The sequence below is a fragment of the Nocardia sp. NPDC003482 genome, from assembly GCF_053588115.1.
The window spans coordinates 52683-66080 of the sequence record NZ_JBSFPI010000013.1 but is presented as its reverse complement, the minus strand read 5'-3'; the positions used below and the strand labels follow the sequence as shown (position 1 = coordinate 66080).

14 protein-coding genes are annotated in these 13398 nt (G+C 69.3%); 7 read left to right on the top strand and 7 right to left on the bottom strand.

Features of this window, described 5'->3' with window-relative positions; genetic code table 11:
* Nucleotides 1-26: 26 nt before the first annotated feature.
* The gene (locus ACWDSJ_RS21295; RefSeq protein WP_450033745.1) at nucleotides 27-614 is read left to right on the top strand and encodes a TetR family transcriptional regulator; all 588 of its coding nucleotides are present in this window, start codon (nucleotides 27-29) and stop codon (nucleotides 612-614) included.
* Between the two features lie 446 nt (nucleotides 615-1060).
* Here the strand turns inward: ACWDSJ_RS21295 and pip are convergent, their stop codons facing one another.
* Nucleotides 1061-2050, bottom strand: a complete 990-nt coding sequence (gene pip, locus ACWDSJ_RS21290) for a prolyl aminopeptidase (RefSeq protein WP_450033744.1) — start codon at nucleotides 2048-2050, stop codon at nucleotides 1061-1063.
* Here pip and ACWDSJ_RS21285 point away from each other — a divergent pair.
* Together ACWDSJ_RS21285 and ACWDSJ_RS21280 are read left to right on the top strand one after the other, a co-directional pair.
* Nucleotides 2040-2219, top strand: coding sequence for a hypothetical protein (locus ACWDSJ_RS21285; RefSeq protein ID WP_450033743.1), 180 nt, complete (start codon nucleotides 2040-2042; stop codon nucleotides 2217-2219). The two genes, pip and ACWDSJ_RS21285, sit on opposite strands and share 11 nt — an antisense overlap.
* 213 nt (nucleotides 2220-2432) lie before the next feature.
* On the top strand, nucleotides 2433-2744 hold the full coding sequence (locus tag ACWDSJ_RS21280; protein ID WP_387370206.1) for an EthD family reductase: 312 nt from the start codon (nucleotides 2433-2435) through the stop codon (nucleotides 2742-2744).
* An 8-nt stretch (nucleotides 2745-2752) separates the two neighbouring features.
* Here ACWDSJ_RS21280 and ligD read toward each other — a convergent pair whose 3' ends face one another.
* From ligD to ACWDSJ_RS21255, 5 genes are all read right to left on the bottom strand, one after another.
* Nucleotides 2753-3697, bottom strand: coding sequence for a non-homologous end-joining DNA ligase (gene ligD, locus ACWDSJ_RS21275; RefSeq protein WP_450033939.1), 945 nt, complete (start codon nucleotides 3695-3697; stop codon nucleotides 2753-2755).
* Between the two features lie 28 nt (nucleotides 3698-3725).
* The gene (locus ACWDSJ_RS21270) at nucleotides 3726-5054 is read right to left on the bottom strand and encodes a family 1 glycosylhydrolase (RefSeq protein WP_450033741.1); all 1329 of its coding nucleotides are present in this window, start codon (nucleotides 5052-5054) and stop codon (nucleotides 3726-3728) included.
* Nucleotides 5055-5215: 161 nt separating this feature from the next.
* The gene (locus tag ACWDSJ_RS21265; protein WP_450033740.1) at nucleotides 5216-6067 is read right to left on the bottom strand and encodes an AraC family transcriptional regulator; all 852 of its coding nucleotides are present in this window, start codon (nucleotides 6065-6067) and stop codon (nucleotides 5216-5218) included.
* A gap of 45 nt (nucleotides 6068-6112) precedes the next feature.
* Complete coding sequence (locus tag ACWDSJ_RS21260) at nucleotides 6113-8098, bottom strand: ArnT family glycosyltransferase (protein WP_450033738.1); 1986 nt, start codon at nucleotides 8096-8098, stop codon at nucleotides 6113-6115.
* Nucleotides 8099-8167: 69 nt separating this feature from the next.
* On the bottom strand, nucleotides 8168-8614 hold the full coding sequence (locus ACWDSJ_RS21255; RefSeq protein ID WP_450033737.1) for a hypothetical protein: 447 nt from the start codon (nucleotides 8612-8614) through the stop codon (nucleotides 8168-8170).
* A 156-nt stretch (nucleotides 8615-8770) separates the two neighbouring features.
* On the opposite strand from ACWDSJ_RS21255, the gene ACWDSJ_RS21250 reads away from it, so the two are divergent.
* Both ACWDSJ_RS21250 and ACWDSJ_RS21245 read left to right on the top strand, forming a co-directional pair.
* Nucleotides 8771-11002, top strand: a complete 2232-nt coding sequence (locus ACWDSJ_RS21250) for an MMPL family transporter (RefSeq protein ID WP_450033736.1) — start codon at nucleotides 8771-8773, stop codon at nucleotides 11000-11002.
* A 273-nt stretch (nucleotides 11003-11275) separates the two neighbouring features.
* Nucleotides 11276-11548 carry a hypothetical protein gene (locus ACWDSJ_RS21245; RefSeq protein ID WP_450033735.1) on the top strand — a complete coding sequence of 91 codons (273 nt, stop codon included), beginning with the start codon at nucleotides 11276-11278 and terminating at the stop codon, nucleotides 11546-11548.
* A 1-nt stretch (nucleotide 11549) separates the two neighbouring features.
* On the opposite strand, the gene ACWDSJ_RS21240 is transcribed toward ACWDSJ_RS21245, so the two are convergent.
* Nucleotides 11550-12158, bottom strand: a complete 609-nt coding sequence (locus tag ACWDSJ_RS21240; RefSeq protein WP_450033734.1) for a UdgX family uracil-DNA binding protein — start codon at nucleotides 12156-12158, stop codon at nucleotides 11550-11552.
* A 115-nt stretch (nucleotides 12159-12273) separates the two neighbouring features.
* Here ACWDSJ_RS21240 and ACWDSJ_RS21235 point away from each other — a divergent pair, with 115 nt between their 5' ends.
* Both ACWDSJ_RS21235 and ACWDSJ_RS21230 read left to right on the top strand, forming a co-directional pair.
* Nucleotides 12274-12837 carry a type 1 glutamine amidotransferase domain-containing protein gene (locus ACWDSJ_RS21235; RefSeq protein WP_387370190.1) on the top strand — a complete coding sequence of 188 codons (564 nt, stop codon included), beginning with the start codon at nucleotides 12274-12276 and terminating at the stop codon, nucleotides 12835-12837.
* 115 nt (nucleotides 12838-12952) lie between these two features.
* Complete coding sequence (locus ACWDSJ_RS21230) at nucleotides 12953-13390, top strand: MarR family winged helix-turn-helix transcriptional regulator (protein ID WP_387370188.1); 438 nt, start codon at nucleotides 12953-12955, stop codon at nucleotides 13388-13390.
* The last annotated feature ends 8 nt before the right edge of the window (nucleotides 13391-13398 follow it).

Sequence of the window (13398 nt, the reverse complement as noted above, 5' to 3'; positions counted from 1 at the left end):
TTCGCTCCGAGTGAAAGGAGGGACGCGTGCCAACCGGTGTGGCGCTACAAGATCCGCGTCGGCAGCTCTTCGCCGCCGCCGAGCGCGTGCTGCTGCGCGACGGGGCCGCGGCCCTCACGAGTCGTGCGGTCACCGCCGAGGCGGGCGTCGCCAAGGGTGTGCTGCACCGCTATTTCGCCGACTTCGACGCCTTCCTCACCGAACTGGTCCTCGAACGCATCGCCCGCGTCGAACTCCAACGCGTCGCCCTGCTCGACGCCGCGGGCACGGGCGCCGTCCCTGACCTGCTCACCGCCGCCCTGACCAACCTCTTCGACCCCGTCATGGTCGCGATCGTCGTCCTCGTCATCGCCCGCGACGAACTGCGCGCCCGCCTCCGCGCGGCGGGCACCGCCCGCTTTCCTTTGGTCGGTGAGGCCGCCGCCCTGATCGCCGCGTACCTCACGGCCGAACGCGACCAGGGTCGCCTCGCGGCCGACGCCGATATCGACACGCTCGCACCGACTCTCATCGGGGCGGCGCAGCTTCTGTACACGGATCGCGCCGAGGGGCCGCCGGAACCGGAGAAGATTCGCCGGGTGGTGGTCACGGTGTTGGCGGGTGTACTCCGCTGACGATCCATCGAGGCCGTTGTGCCGTACCGCGTCGGCGCTCTGAATTCACCTGTGCCGTAACGCTTCCGTAGTGTTGTCCCCGTCTGGATCGACGATGATCTGCTGTCGGAGGGCGCCCATCACAACGGCGCTGGAAAATGGCTTGCCAGCTCTCCGAGCCCGCTGGCACCTCGACCACCACGACTGAACACCGGTGACCGCGAAACCCGCGCCGCCACATCAGGATTCCAGTCGCCCCGCGGGCGCGACCACGAACTCGAACAGGTGCCTTTGTCACCAACGCGAGTCTGCCGATCAACAAGCTGAATCCGAATCAGCGGAACTACGCCTTCGTGGTCCACCGCGACACCGCTCCGCACGGGGCTGCGTTATATCGAATAGGACCCCTGTGTATCCGGCACCAATCGGGGGCAGCCAACTGGCAGCGATAGGTGTCCGCTGGACAGTTACTGTCGGATGGTCCGCTCGGTGTCGATCCTGTCGGCGTGGCGCGTGTTCGCGGCCCGCCACGCCTGGACCATTGCCGGGCCGCCATGGCCTTCGCCTTCGTCGATGATGAGTTCGCTTGCGGGCCAGGCGCGGTGTAGTCGCCAGGCCAGCACGGCGGGGCCGCTGACATCGTGACGGCCGTGGATCAGGGTGGCCGGGATGCCGTGCAGGCGCTCCATGCGGTCGAGGATCGGCGGTGTGAGGAATCCGTCGTGGGCCCAGTAGTGGGTGACCAGGGTCGCGAAGAGGTCCCGGAACTCGTCGTCTTCCCAGCGGGGGTTTCGTTGTACGCCACCGGTTCCGATCGCGATGTGGTGGTCCTCCCACTCCGTCCAGGCGCGGGATGCCGCGCTTCGGACCGCCGGATCGGCGTGGGTCATCAGCTGGGCGTAAGCCTCGATGAGGCGGCCGTTGCCGCGCCGGTAGCCGATGCCCGCCTGCTCGGCATGGGTGGCCAGGCGGTCCCAGGCTTCGGGATAGACCGCGCCCACCGTTTCCGTTATCCAATCCACGGCGAAGCGGTCGGTGGTGGTGACCGCCATCAGCACCATGCCGTGGACCCGCTCGGGATGAGCCTGTGCGTAGGCCAGTGCCAGTGTCGAACCCCACGAGACGCCGTTGACCAGCCACCGATCGATGTGGAGGTGTTCGCGAATCCGCTCGATGTCCTCGATGAGATGGGGTGTCGTGTTCTGGTCCAGGTTGTAGTCCGGAGCGGTCGCGCGCGGCGTCGATCGCCCGCAGCCGCGCTGGTCGAAGCCGATGATGCGGAACCGCGCCGGGGCGAACTTGTTTCGGTAGGCACCGGTCCCGAGGCCGCCACCCGGACCACCGTGCAGGTACACGGCGGGGATACCGTCGGGGTTTCCCGACTCCTCCCAGTAGATCTCGTGATCGTCGCCGACGGTCAACAGTCCGGCAGCCCGCACTTCCACGTTGTCGACCACAGTTCGTGACGTTACCGACGACGACGGCGTATCCCACGACAGCGCCCGGATCCACCTCGCCGACTTCTTCGGATACGCGCGAGGCTGGAATGCCCACATGGACTGGACGAAGACACCGGAGGCGTTCGAGGCGCGAACCGTGCGCGGCAAGGCGGTGCTGACGATCTGACGCGACCGCCGGGTCGGCGCGCTGAACCAGCCCGGTCCGTACCGCCTGGGCAACGCCTCGGCGGCGAGGGTGGTCGCCGAGATCCTCTGTGCTACAACGGCTCTCGTGTATCGAGGGAGGGTTGGGTGTGGCCGGAGATTGGGTCGTCCGTAATGCGCTTGATCTTGGTGTGGGCCTGATCTACTGTCCACCTCACGCTGAACGGAGGTTGTCGTGCACAAGTTGGTGGTTCTGTATCCCGAGCCCGCCGATCCCGACCACTTCCGCGAGTACTACGTGAACACCCATCTTCCGCTGGTCGCGCGGATGCCCGGACTGCTCGCGTGGCGCTACAGCTTCGAGGTGGCGGCTACGGAGGGGGAGACGCCGTACTTCGCGGTCTTCGAGGCCGAGTTCGCCGATGCCGCCGCTATGACCGCGGCGCGGGAGTCGCCGGAGGGGCGGCGGGTGGCCGCGGATGTCGCCAACTATGCCACCGGTGGGGCGGTCGTCATCCACTATCCGGTGCGGAACGGCACGCCCTGAGCGTGGCTCTAGGAAGGCACCGTCACCTCGCTCGGTGACTTGTCGTCCCGCAACCCCCGCCAACTCGGATGGCGCAGCCCATCCCCCGCGTACTCGCGATACTCGATATCCGCGACCAGTACCGGCTCGACCCAGTGCGCCACCGCGGTGACCGTGCGGGGCGGCGGGATGTCGAACGGTGTTGTCGGGCGGGCCAATTCGTCGAGGGTGCGGCGTAGGACCCGCCGGTCGGCGACCGTGAAACCGGTGCCGACATTGCCGATGTGCAGTAACTGCCCCTCTGCGTCGTGTGCGCCGAGGATCAGGGAGCCGAAGGTTGGGTGGAATCGGCCGCTGCCGGGGCTCCAGCCGGCCACCACGGCCTCGGTCGTGCGGCGCAGGGGTGTCTTGATCCACGCGGGGGAGCGGCGGCCGGGTTCGTAGATCGATGTGAGGCGTTTGCACACAATGCCTTCCAGCGCGTGGTCGGCGGCCAGCTTCAGCATCGTGTCCGCGTCGACGTCGATCCAGTACGGCGGCACCTGCACCGACGGGCCGGAAAGGGAGAGTTTGTCGAGGCGGGCGCGTCGCTCGGTGTAGGGCAGCCGTAGCAGCGAGGTTCCCTCGGATGCGAGCAGGTCGAACACGAAGAACTGCACCGGATAGTCCGCGATGAGCGCCGGGCCCGGGCGGACCACATGCATGCGGTGTTGCAGCCGCGCGAACGAGGGCGCGCCCGTCGCGGGGTCCAGGGCCACGATCTCCCCGTCCACGAGCAGGTCGCGCCGGCCCGCCACCGCCGCGACCGCCTCGGCCAGTTCCGGATACGCCCGGGTGACGTCGCGTCCGTTGCGGCTGGTGAATTGGCAGCTGCCGCCGCCGCAGCGGGTCACCGAACGCACGCCGTCCCATTTCATCTCGATCGCCCAGTCCCGCCCCGCGCCCTCCGGCGGCCGTCCCGCGACGGCGAGCATGGGCGCCGGAACCGGGGGCACGGCGGGGCTACCGTTCCACCGGATCGACCGGTTCGGTGCAGCTGTCGGGCGGATCGACCTGCGAGCAGGACACCGGCGGGCGGGTCGGATGATAGTTCGCGGGTACTCCGCCGTCGCGGGCCAGCGTGGCGTACACCTCCACCGCGTCGGTGGGATGCCGCACGAGCTGCGGATCGTCGACCACGTTCACCGTGTAGAGCCCGAAACGTGGTGTGTAGGAACCCCATTCGTAGTTGTCGGTGAGGCTCCAGTAGTTGTAGCCGATGACGTTCATGCCGTCGGCCTTGGCCCGCTGCAACCAGTAGATCGTGTCGCGCAGGTGGTCGGCGCGGGTGTAGTGGTCCGGGCGCGGCTCGTTGTTCTCCGTCGGCATCCCGTTCTCGACCACGTACAGGGGTTTGCCGGGAAACTGCCGGGCGTAGTGTCGCAGCGCGTAATAGATGCCTTCGGTTTGCAGGGGCAGATTCCACATCTCCGGCGCCCCCGCCGCGGTGGCCCCGTCCCGTGGTCCGGGGTCGGGGCCGAAGTAGTAGTCGACGCCTATGAAGTCGAGTTTGTCGCGCACCTTGTCGACGAACGGCTGATTCACCTCGGTCTCCGCGCCCGGCACGAAACCGATGTTGCTGGTGACCCACGCGCCGGGCTGGACGCGATGGATGTCGTCGTAGATGGCGTTGTGCGCCTGCGCCAGCCGGTCCATCGCCTCGGGCCACTGCTCGTCGGTGAGCGCGCCGATCCGCCGCTCGGTGCCCAGGTAGGCGCCCGGCTCGTTGATCGTCACCCAGATCGGGTCGCGGGCGGCGAAGTGCTCCACCACCTTGCGGGCGTTGGCCAGCCACGCGTCGACCATGCCCGGATCGCGCCAGCCGCCGCGGTCGGCGGCCCAGGCCGGGTACACCCAGTGATCGAGGGTGAGCATCGGGCGCATCCCGGCGGCGATGATCGCGTCGACCATCGCGTCGTAGCGGGCGAAGGCCGCGTCGTCCCAGCCGTCCGGATCCGGTTGCACCCGAGCCCATTCCACGCTGATGCGGAAGACCTTCGCGCCCAGCCGCGCGGCGCGGTCGATGTCGGCGGCGTATCGATCGAGGAACCGCACCGAATCCTGGTACGGCTCGACCGCGCCGGAGGCGATGTACCGGGTCCAATTGCTTTCGGGCGCGGCGCCTTCGGACTGGAAGCCCGACGCGGCCACACCCCAGAGGAAATCCTCGCCCAAGGACGGCAGCGCGCCCGCGCCCGGTGCGGGGGCGGCGGCCGCCACCACGCCGGTCGTCAGCAGGGAAGCCAGCGCGACCCCCGCCGCCACGAGCCGCCGATGCGTTGACTGTCGCATTCCAGCAACAGTAGCTACGCGATAGCTTCTTGCCGTGTCGCGCTTCGGCGTGTCGCGCGCTCAGGCCGAGGGACGAGCGCGGAGACCGTCCCTCCTCGCGCCGACCTGCCGGGCCACGCCCCAGGCTCGAGATCGGCGCGCGGCGTGCCGTCCCGGCCGGATCAGCAGATCCGGTCCTGCGGATGCAGGCTGCGCGGCGGCCTGCCGTGATGGCGGCGGAAGGCGGTGCTGAACGCGAAGGGATTGGTGTAGCCGACCTTCCGCGCGACCGCGGCCACCGGTTCGCCGCCCGCCAGCAGCCCGGCGGCGAGGGTCATCCGCCGACTGGTCAGATACGACAGCGGCGACTCGCCGAACAGGGCGATGAAGCGGCGATACAGCGTCGCGCGCGACACCGCCGCGTGCGCGGCCAGCGATTCGGCCGTCCACGGATGACCCGGACTGGAGTGGATCGCGTAGAGGATGCGTGCCACCACCGGATCCCCCAGCGCCGCATGCCATCCCGGCGAATCCGGCTCCGCGCCCGCCAGCCACGCCCGCAGCGTGTGCGCGAGCAACGACACCAGCAGCCGGTCGCGCACCACCTGCCGGGCCGGGCCGATGGTGTCGATCTCCTCGTCCAGCAGTGCCAGCGCGGGCGAGGTGCCGGACTCGGCTGTGACACAGACGTATTCGGGCAACGCGTCGAGCAGCCTGCGGCCGGCGAGATCGGTGCTGCCGTAGGTTCCGGCGATCACCACCGCGCGCGGGCCGTGGCCCGGCGCGGGCGCCCGCAATGTCGCGCAGTGCCCGTGCGCGCGGTCCGCGCCGCCGCGGATGAGGGCGATATCGCCCGCGCGCAACTCGTCGGCATCGGCGCCGCGGCTGAGCGACGCGTGGCCGTGCAACACCGCGTAGAGGGTCAGCGGCGCGGACCGATCCGCCAGCCACGACCACGGTGACTGGCGATCGGCCCGCCACAGCAACGATCCCTCCGCGCGGATTCCCTGGAGCATCTCCGCGAGCACATCCACGGCTACGACGCTACCGAGTGTGGCGGGCGACACGCCCGCAACCGCTCAGTGCGCGGGCGTGGTGAGGTCGTAGACCGCGAGTCCCGGCAGGTGCTGGACCGGATAGTGTGCCGCTACCCAGTCGTAGATGGCCTTGTTCCCCACCGGTCGCCACCACCCGGCGTCCGGATCCGCTTGCGCGGGCGCCGGATTCGCGTGATTCGGCACGCGCCAGGAATCGGGCAAGCGCACCTCCGGCGCGAGATAGTAGGTGATCTCGTGGTCGCGCACCATGTCCTGGAATCGCGGCAGGGTCGGCACCGGATCCTCGGAGGTGAATCCGCCGATGGCCACCACCGGTGTGCGACTGGCCAGTTCGAGTCCGGCGGCGGGGGAGGAGCGGTCGATGGCCGCCGACCATCGGGTGTGGGTCGCGCGCAACATGTCCACCAGCCTCGGATCGACCGCGCCGGTGCCGGTGAACAGCGCGATCTCCTGCCGGAATCCGCCCAATGCCCCGGGCCGCTCGGGTCGTGCCGGACCCACCGTCGGGCTGCCACCGGTATGCGCCTGCGGCAGTGTGGCTCCCGCGTACGCGGTCGACCCCGCGAGCCCGGCCAGGAGCCCCACGACGAGCGCCACCCCGGACAGTCGCCGCGGCCACGCCGACACCAGCGCGCCCAACAACCACACCGCCGCGATCACCGACACGGCGAGCACCGTCCACCGCAACCACGGCTGCCACGCCGCGTTCCGGCCGAGCACCACGAAACCCCAACCGCCACAACACAGTACGAGCCCCGCCGCCCCGAGACGACCCAGCGCGGTCGCGCGCAGCCGCCACATCTCGTGCACCCCGAGCGCGAAGGATCCGGCCACCGCCGGGGCGATGGCGAGGGTGTAGTAGGCGTGCATCCCGCCCTTCATCGCCGAGAACGCGATGCCGTCGATGAGCAGCCACAGCCCGAACACCAGCGCCGCGCCCCGCACCAGGTCGGTGCGACCGCGACCGCGCCGCGCGACGAGCACGAGGACGAACGCCAGCGCCGCGGCCGGGAGCAGCCACGAGATCTCGAACCCGATCTCCCCGGTGAACAGGCGCGTCGGGCCGGAACCGAAACCGCCGAACCCGCCGCCGCCCGGCCCCTGCTGCGGGAACCGATATCCCTCCGGCAACTGAAAAGGGTTGTGCCCCCGATGATTCTGACCGAGATACCGGGCGAACCCGTTGTAGCCGAGCACCAGATCCATGAACGTGTTGTCCTTGGACCCGGCCAGATACGGCCGCGACGACTCCGGCCACACCATGGTCAGCACCACGTACCACCCGGCCGAGATCACCAGCGACCCCGCCGCGGCCAGCAGGTGCAGGATCCGCTTGCCGAGCGTGGTCGGCGCGACGATCAGATAGGCCAGCGCCAGCGCGGGCAGCGCCATCAGACCCTCGAGCATCTTGGCCAGGAACGCGAAACCCAGTGCGGCACCGGCCAGGACGAGCCAGCCGGGGGCCGCGGTGGCCAGCGCCCGGACGGTGCAGTACGCGCCCGCGGTCATCAGCAGCACCATGACCGCGTCCGGATTGTCGAACCGGAACATCAACGCCACCACCGGCGTCGCGGCGAGCGCGAATCCGGCGAGCAGGCCCGCGCCGCGGCTGCCGGTCGCCCGGGTCACGGTCGCGTACAGCAACGCCACCGCCGCCACCGCCATGAGCGCCTGCGGCACCAGCATGCTCGCGCTGCCGAAACCGAACAGCTGCCCCGACAGACCCATGATCCATTGCGACAGCGGCGGTTTGTCGACGGTGATGAAATTGCCGGGGTCCAGCGATCCGAACAGCAGCGCCTGCCAATCCCGTGAGCCCGCCCACGTGGCGGCGGCGTAGAAGGAGTTGCCCATCCCGTTGACGGTGATGTTCCACAGGTAGGCGCCCGCCGTCGCGAGCAGCAGCACCGCCAGGCCGACCCGTTCGACGGGCCGGGCGGGCGGTAGGCCGCTCGCGGGAGAATCGGGCGATTCGGATGGCGTGGTTTCGGCGATGGTCGCTGTCACCGCGGGAGCGTCGCACGCCACCCGGTGAGCGCGCTGACCGTCGGCTGGGAAAACGCTGAGAACGCGAACCTATTCGCCGCGCACGTACCGCAACGATTCACGGATGGCCGCCATATCGATGCGCAGACTCGGATCGCGTTGCTGCGCTTCCTCGAACTCGAACATGAGATCGTCGATCGTGCTGCGGCGCGCCATCGCGACCAGTTCGGCGTGCACGTGATCGCTCAGCGTCACCCCCGCCGCGGCGGCCCGGCGCGCGAGCACGGTCCACGCCTCGACGGGCAGCTCGTAGGCCTCGATCAACGCCGTCGCGGCCGAATCGGGTTGCGCCGCAAGGTCGTCGGGCCGCTCCGCCGCCAGGAACTCGACCACCGCGTCGATCGGCACGCGACGACCGGCGAGTGCGATCAGTTCGCGGCGAACGTAATCGACCGGCGCGAGACCCGCCGCGCGGGCACGGCGGCGGAGCACGTCGACGGTGCGGGCGGGCAGATCTTCGATCTCGATGAGCGCCATAGCGGACACCGTAATGGATGAGTCGGGCGAGAACGCTCCTACCAAGGTATCGGTTTCGACTCGGACCGCGGTATGTCGTCCGCGCGCGTGGAGCCGGGTAGGGTCCGACGCGGGGAGCGAATCCGGTTGCGGCACGGGTTCATAGGCGGAGGCGACATGAGCGTGATCGAGACGGTCGAGCGGCCGACGGGGCTCGCGGCGCGGTGGGGCGAGTTCGTCGCGCGGCATCGGCGGGCGGTGCTCGCGGTGTGGGTGGTGCTGCTCGCGGCGTGCGCGGTGGCCTATCCCGCGCTCGAATCCCGCGTGCAGGCACCGGATTTCAATCCCGACCACGCCGAGTACCTGCGCGCGGGTGAGCTTGTGCGCCAACACTTTCCGAATCTGGGCGACGAACAGGATCTGATCGTCTTCGATTCGGCCACGCTGCCCGCGTCCGATCCGGGCTACCGCGCGACCGTCGACGCCGCGCTCGCCACGCTGCGCGGGACCGACGGGATCACCGGTGTCCTCGGACCGTACGACAGCGGCGGGCAGATCTCCGCCGACGGGCACACCGCCCTCGCGCTCATCGGAATGTCCGGGCCGCCGCGCGAGCGGGCCGCGCGGGTGGCCGAGATCCAGGACCGGCTGGCTCGCTCCGCGCCGCCCGGCATCGATGTCGCGGCCACGGGGTATCTGCCGTTGCAGAACGATCTCGCGGCGGTCGAACGCGGCGACCTGACCCGCGCGGAGGCGATCGGTCTGCCCGTGGCCCTGTTGGTGATGGTCGTGGCGCTGGGCGCGCTGGTGGCCGCGGCGGTGCCGGTGGGTGTGGGGCTGGCGGGGATTCTGCTGGTCAACGGTGTGCTGTTCCTGCTGTCCTTCGGGACGGGCATCGATGTGCTGATGAATTCGATGGCGTCGATGATCAGGCTCGGCATCGGAATCGACTACGCGATGTTCGTGGTCAGCCGCTACCGCGAGGAACTCGCGCGGGCCGGGGTGACCCGCCGCGACGATCCGGGCGTGGTGCGGGCCGTCGGCATCGCCATGAACACCGCCGGGCGGACGGTCCTCGCGTCGGGGGTGATCGTGGCCGTCTCGGTGATCGCGCTGACCGTCATTCGCGCGTCGACGTTCCGGGGGTTGGCCCTGGCGGTGTCGGTCGCGGTGCTCGGCACGCTCGCCGTCGCCATGGTGTTGCTGCCCGCGCTGCTCGCCGAACTGGGTCCGGCCGTCAACCGCGGCGCGTTGCCCGCCCGCCTGCGACCCGCGGCGGTCTCCGCGGAAAGCGCGGCGCGGCACGGCAATTGGTATCGCTGGGCGCGGATGGTGATGCGTCGTCCGGTGGTGTTCGGTCTGGCGGCGACGGCGGTGCTGGTGGTCGCGGCGCTGCCCCTGCTGCGGATCGACTACGGGTTGAACATGGGTATCGGGAGTCTGGCGGATCGCCGCGCGGGGGCGGCCGCGCAGACGGTCGCGGCGAAGTTCCCGCCGGGCACGATGGCCCCGATCGAGGTCGTGGTGACCGGGCCGGGGGATACGGAACTGGGTCGCGAGGGCGCGGCGCAACTGGATCGGCTCGTGGCGGGATTCCGCGGCGACGATCGGGTGGCGACCTCGATTCAGCAGCGGGCGAACGGGCGGGCGCTGGTGATCGTCGTGCCCACGGCCGCCCTCGACGATCCGCGCGCCGACAGCCTGGTGCGCGATCTGCGGGACCGGGCGCGGGAACTGCCCGCGATCGATGTCGCGGTCGGCGGGACGAACGCGGGTCTGGCGGACTTCTCCGTCCAGATCACGCGCGGGCTGCCGTGGGTGATCGCCTTCGTCCTCGTCGTGTCGTTCGCCTTCCTGGTCGTGGCGTTCCGCAGTATCGTGTTGCCGCTCAAGGCGATAGCGATGAATCTGCTGGCCACCGGTGCGGCCCTGGGCCTGACGGTCGCGGTCTTCCAATGGGGGTGGGGCGAGTCGTTGCTGCGCTTCCACAGCCCCGGCTATCTTCAGGTGTTCCTGCCCTGCATGGTCTTCGTCATCCTGTTCGGACTGTCGATGGATTACGAGGTGTTCCTCATCCGCCGGATGAAGGAGCGCTGGGACGCCGCGGGGGAGAGCGGCTCCGAGGCCAATCAGGCCGCGGTCGCCGAGGGCATCGAGCACACGGCGCGTCCCATTACCGCGGCGGCGGCCATCATGGTCGTCATCTTCGGCAGCTTCGTGAGCGCGAATGTGTTGGAGCTGAAGGAGATCGGCTTCGCCCTCGCCGTCGCGGTCACCCTGGACGCCGTGGTGGTGCGGATGGTTCTCGTGCCCGCCTTCATGCGGCTGTTGGGGGAGTGGAACTGGTGGCTGCCTGGTTTCGGGAGTAGGGGAGAGTCGGCGAAAAACCAAGTGGCCGTGCGGAACTGACGCTTGCGGCTAGAGCAAACAGGCTGCAGCGGTAGTAAATTCAATACCGATACTCACATATGCGAATCTAAACATGAAAATTCGTAGCGTGTCAGGCGAACGCGACACCCGAACCAAGGCGCCTCATAAAGAACCGCAATGAGGAGAAGGCCCTGAGCCGAGCCGCAGACGGAATTCTGGATGCTGTCCGTTTGCTGCTCGCGCGTCGGTGGAATCCTCCTGGGAGTACCCGGCGACACGCCGGGGCCGGGCGGTCGGAAGGACGGGCCCGACATGAGTCTCAGCGCAGTGCAGGACGCGGTGTTGGCGCAGTTGCCGGATCCCGAGCCGGAGGCGCCGCCCGGATCGGAGACGTCCACCGCCTTGTTGCGGTATCTGGTGTGGATTCACGTCGCGGGGACGGCGGTGGCGCTGGCGTGGTGCGTGTCGGTGGCGCGGCGGTCCGAGGGGAATCGGCGGCGGGCCTCGATCGCGGCGGCGGGGGTGTTGGCGGTGGGGTTGGTGACGACCCTGGTCGGGGTGATGATGGGGACCGCGCTGGAATAGGTCAGTGCAGGGCCATGGCGTCGTGGGCGACGCGGAGGTCGGCGGCGAACTGCCGGTAGGCGTCCTCGCGGTCGGGGGAGCGCAGCACGGCCGAGGGGTGCACGGTGGCGATGGCCCGGTGATCGTCGAGCGAAATGACCTGTCCGCGTTGGCGACTGACGCGGAAGGAGGGGCCGAGGACCGCTCGGGCGGCGATCGCGCCGAGGCAGACGACGAGTTCCGGGCGGATGGCGGTGAGTTCGGCGGACAGCCAGGGGGCGCAGGCGGTGATCTCGCCGCGGGTCGGTTGCTGATGGATGCGGCGCTTGCCGCGTTCGGTGAATTTGAAGTGTTTGACCGCGTTGGTGAGGTAGACGGTGTCGCGGTCGATGCCGACCTCGTCGAGGGCGCGGTCGAGCAAGCGGCCCGCGGGTCCAACAAAGGGGTGTCCGGCGAGGTCCTCGCGGTCGCCGGGTTGTTCACCGACGAAGACGACGTGCGCGTCGCGGGGGCCCTCCCCGAAGACGGTCTGGGTCGCGCCGCGATAGAGGTCGCAGCCGCAGCAGCCGTCGGCGGCCTCGGCCAGGGCGGCGAGGTCGGTGGTGTCGGGAACGAATTCGGCGGCGCTCACGGCGGTTCCTCCTTCTGGTCGACGTGGCTCGTATACCCGGGCCGGACCTGGTGAAACGCCGTTTGGCCCGGTGTGGGCCGGGTAGTGCGGGGGTGGTTCACGAAAGGAGAAGCTCATGGCCGCAGAACTTCAGGGCAAGCGGGTCCTGATCGTGACGTCCAATACCGGTGTCGAGCACGACGAACTCGTGGTGCCGCGGGACCGGTTGCGTGAGCGTGGGGCCGAGGTGACCCATGCCGCGGTGAAGCAGGAGCAGGTTCAGACCTTCCAGCACGACACCGAGCCCGATACGACCGAACAGCCGCAGGCCGCGTTGGACGGCGTGCACGCGAGCGATTTCGACATCCTGGTGATCCCGGGCGGGACGGTGAACGCGGACAAGCTCCGCATTGCCGAGGGTGCGACGGCGTTGGTGCGCGAGTTCACCGACGCGGGTAAGCCGATCGCGGCGATCTGCCACGGCCCGTGGGCGTTGGTGGAGGCGGGTGTGCTGCCGGGGAAGACGCTGACGTCGTATCCGTCGTTGCGCACCGATATCGTCAACGCGGGGGCGGAGTGGGTGGACGAGTCTGCGTGTCGTTCGAACGGGAGCGGGTGGGCGTTGATCACCTCGCGTAATCCCGATGATCTGCCCGACTTCGTGGACGCTATCACGCAGGAGTTGACCGGCAGGTCGTGAGAGACATTGGGGCCCAACACCTTTCGTGGTGTTGGGCCCTTGTCGTGGGGGGAGGTGGGCTGGGTCACGCGGATTTATATTGCGCGCAATCCAATTGCGTCATAGATTGTTGCTCGTGACCGATCCCCTGACCCTCGACCAGCAGGTCTGCTTCCCGCTGTACACCGCCCAACGGGCGATGACGGCGGTGTATCGGTCGAAGCTCGAGGCGTTGGGGCTGACGTATCCGCAGTATCTGGTGATGTTGGTGCTGTGGGAGCGGGACGAGCGCGGTGTGGGCGAGTTGTGCGCCGCGCTGTCGCTGGATTCGGGCACGTTGTCGCCGCTGTTGAAGCGGTTGGAGGCGGCGGGGTTGGTGGAGCGGAGTCGTTCGGCGGTCGATGAGCGCCGGGTCGAGATCCGGTTGACCGAGCGGGGTGCGGCGTTGCGTGCGGACGCGGCCTGCATTCCGCTGGAGATGCTGACCGCCACCGGCCTGTCCGTCGAGGAGCTGACCGCGCTGCGGGAGACCCTGCGGCGTTTGACGGCGGCCCTCGATTCGCATATTCGATAGGAGAACAG

Coding starts and splice junctions, on each gene's coding strand:
- ligD (WP_450033939.1), bottom strand. CDS start 3,697: ATGCTCGCCGTCGCGGGACGGCCGCCGGAGGGCGCGGGGCGGGACTGG.
- ACWDSJ_RS21270 (WP_450033741.1), bottom strand. CDS start 5,054: ATGCGACAGTCAACGCATCGGCGGCTCGTGGCGGCGGGGGTCGCGCTG.
- ACWDSJ_RS21255 (WP_450033737.1), bottom strand. CDS start 8,614: ATGGCGCTCATCGAGATCGAAGATCTGCCCGCCCGCACCGTCGACGTG.
- ACWDSJ_RS21250 (WP_450033736.1), top strand. CDS start 8,771: ATGAGCGTGATCGAGACGGTCGAGCGGCCGACGGGGCTCGCGGCGCGG.
- ACWDSJ_RS21245 (WP_450033735.1), top strand. CDS start 11,276: ATGAGTCTCAGCGCAGTGCAGGACGCGGTGTTGGCGCAGTTGCCGGAT.
- ACWDSJ_RS21235 (WP_387370190.1), top strand. CDS start 12,274: ATGGCCGCAGAACTTCAGGGCAAGCGGGTCCTGATCGTGACGTCCAAT.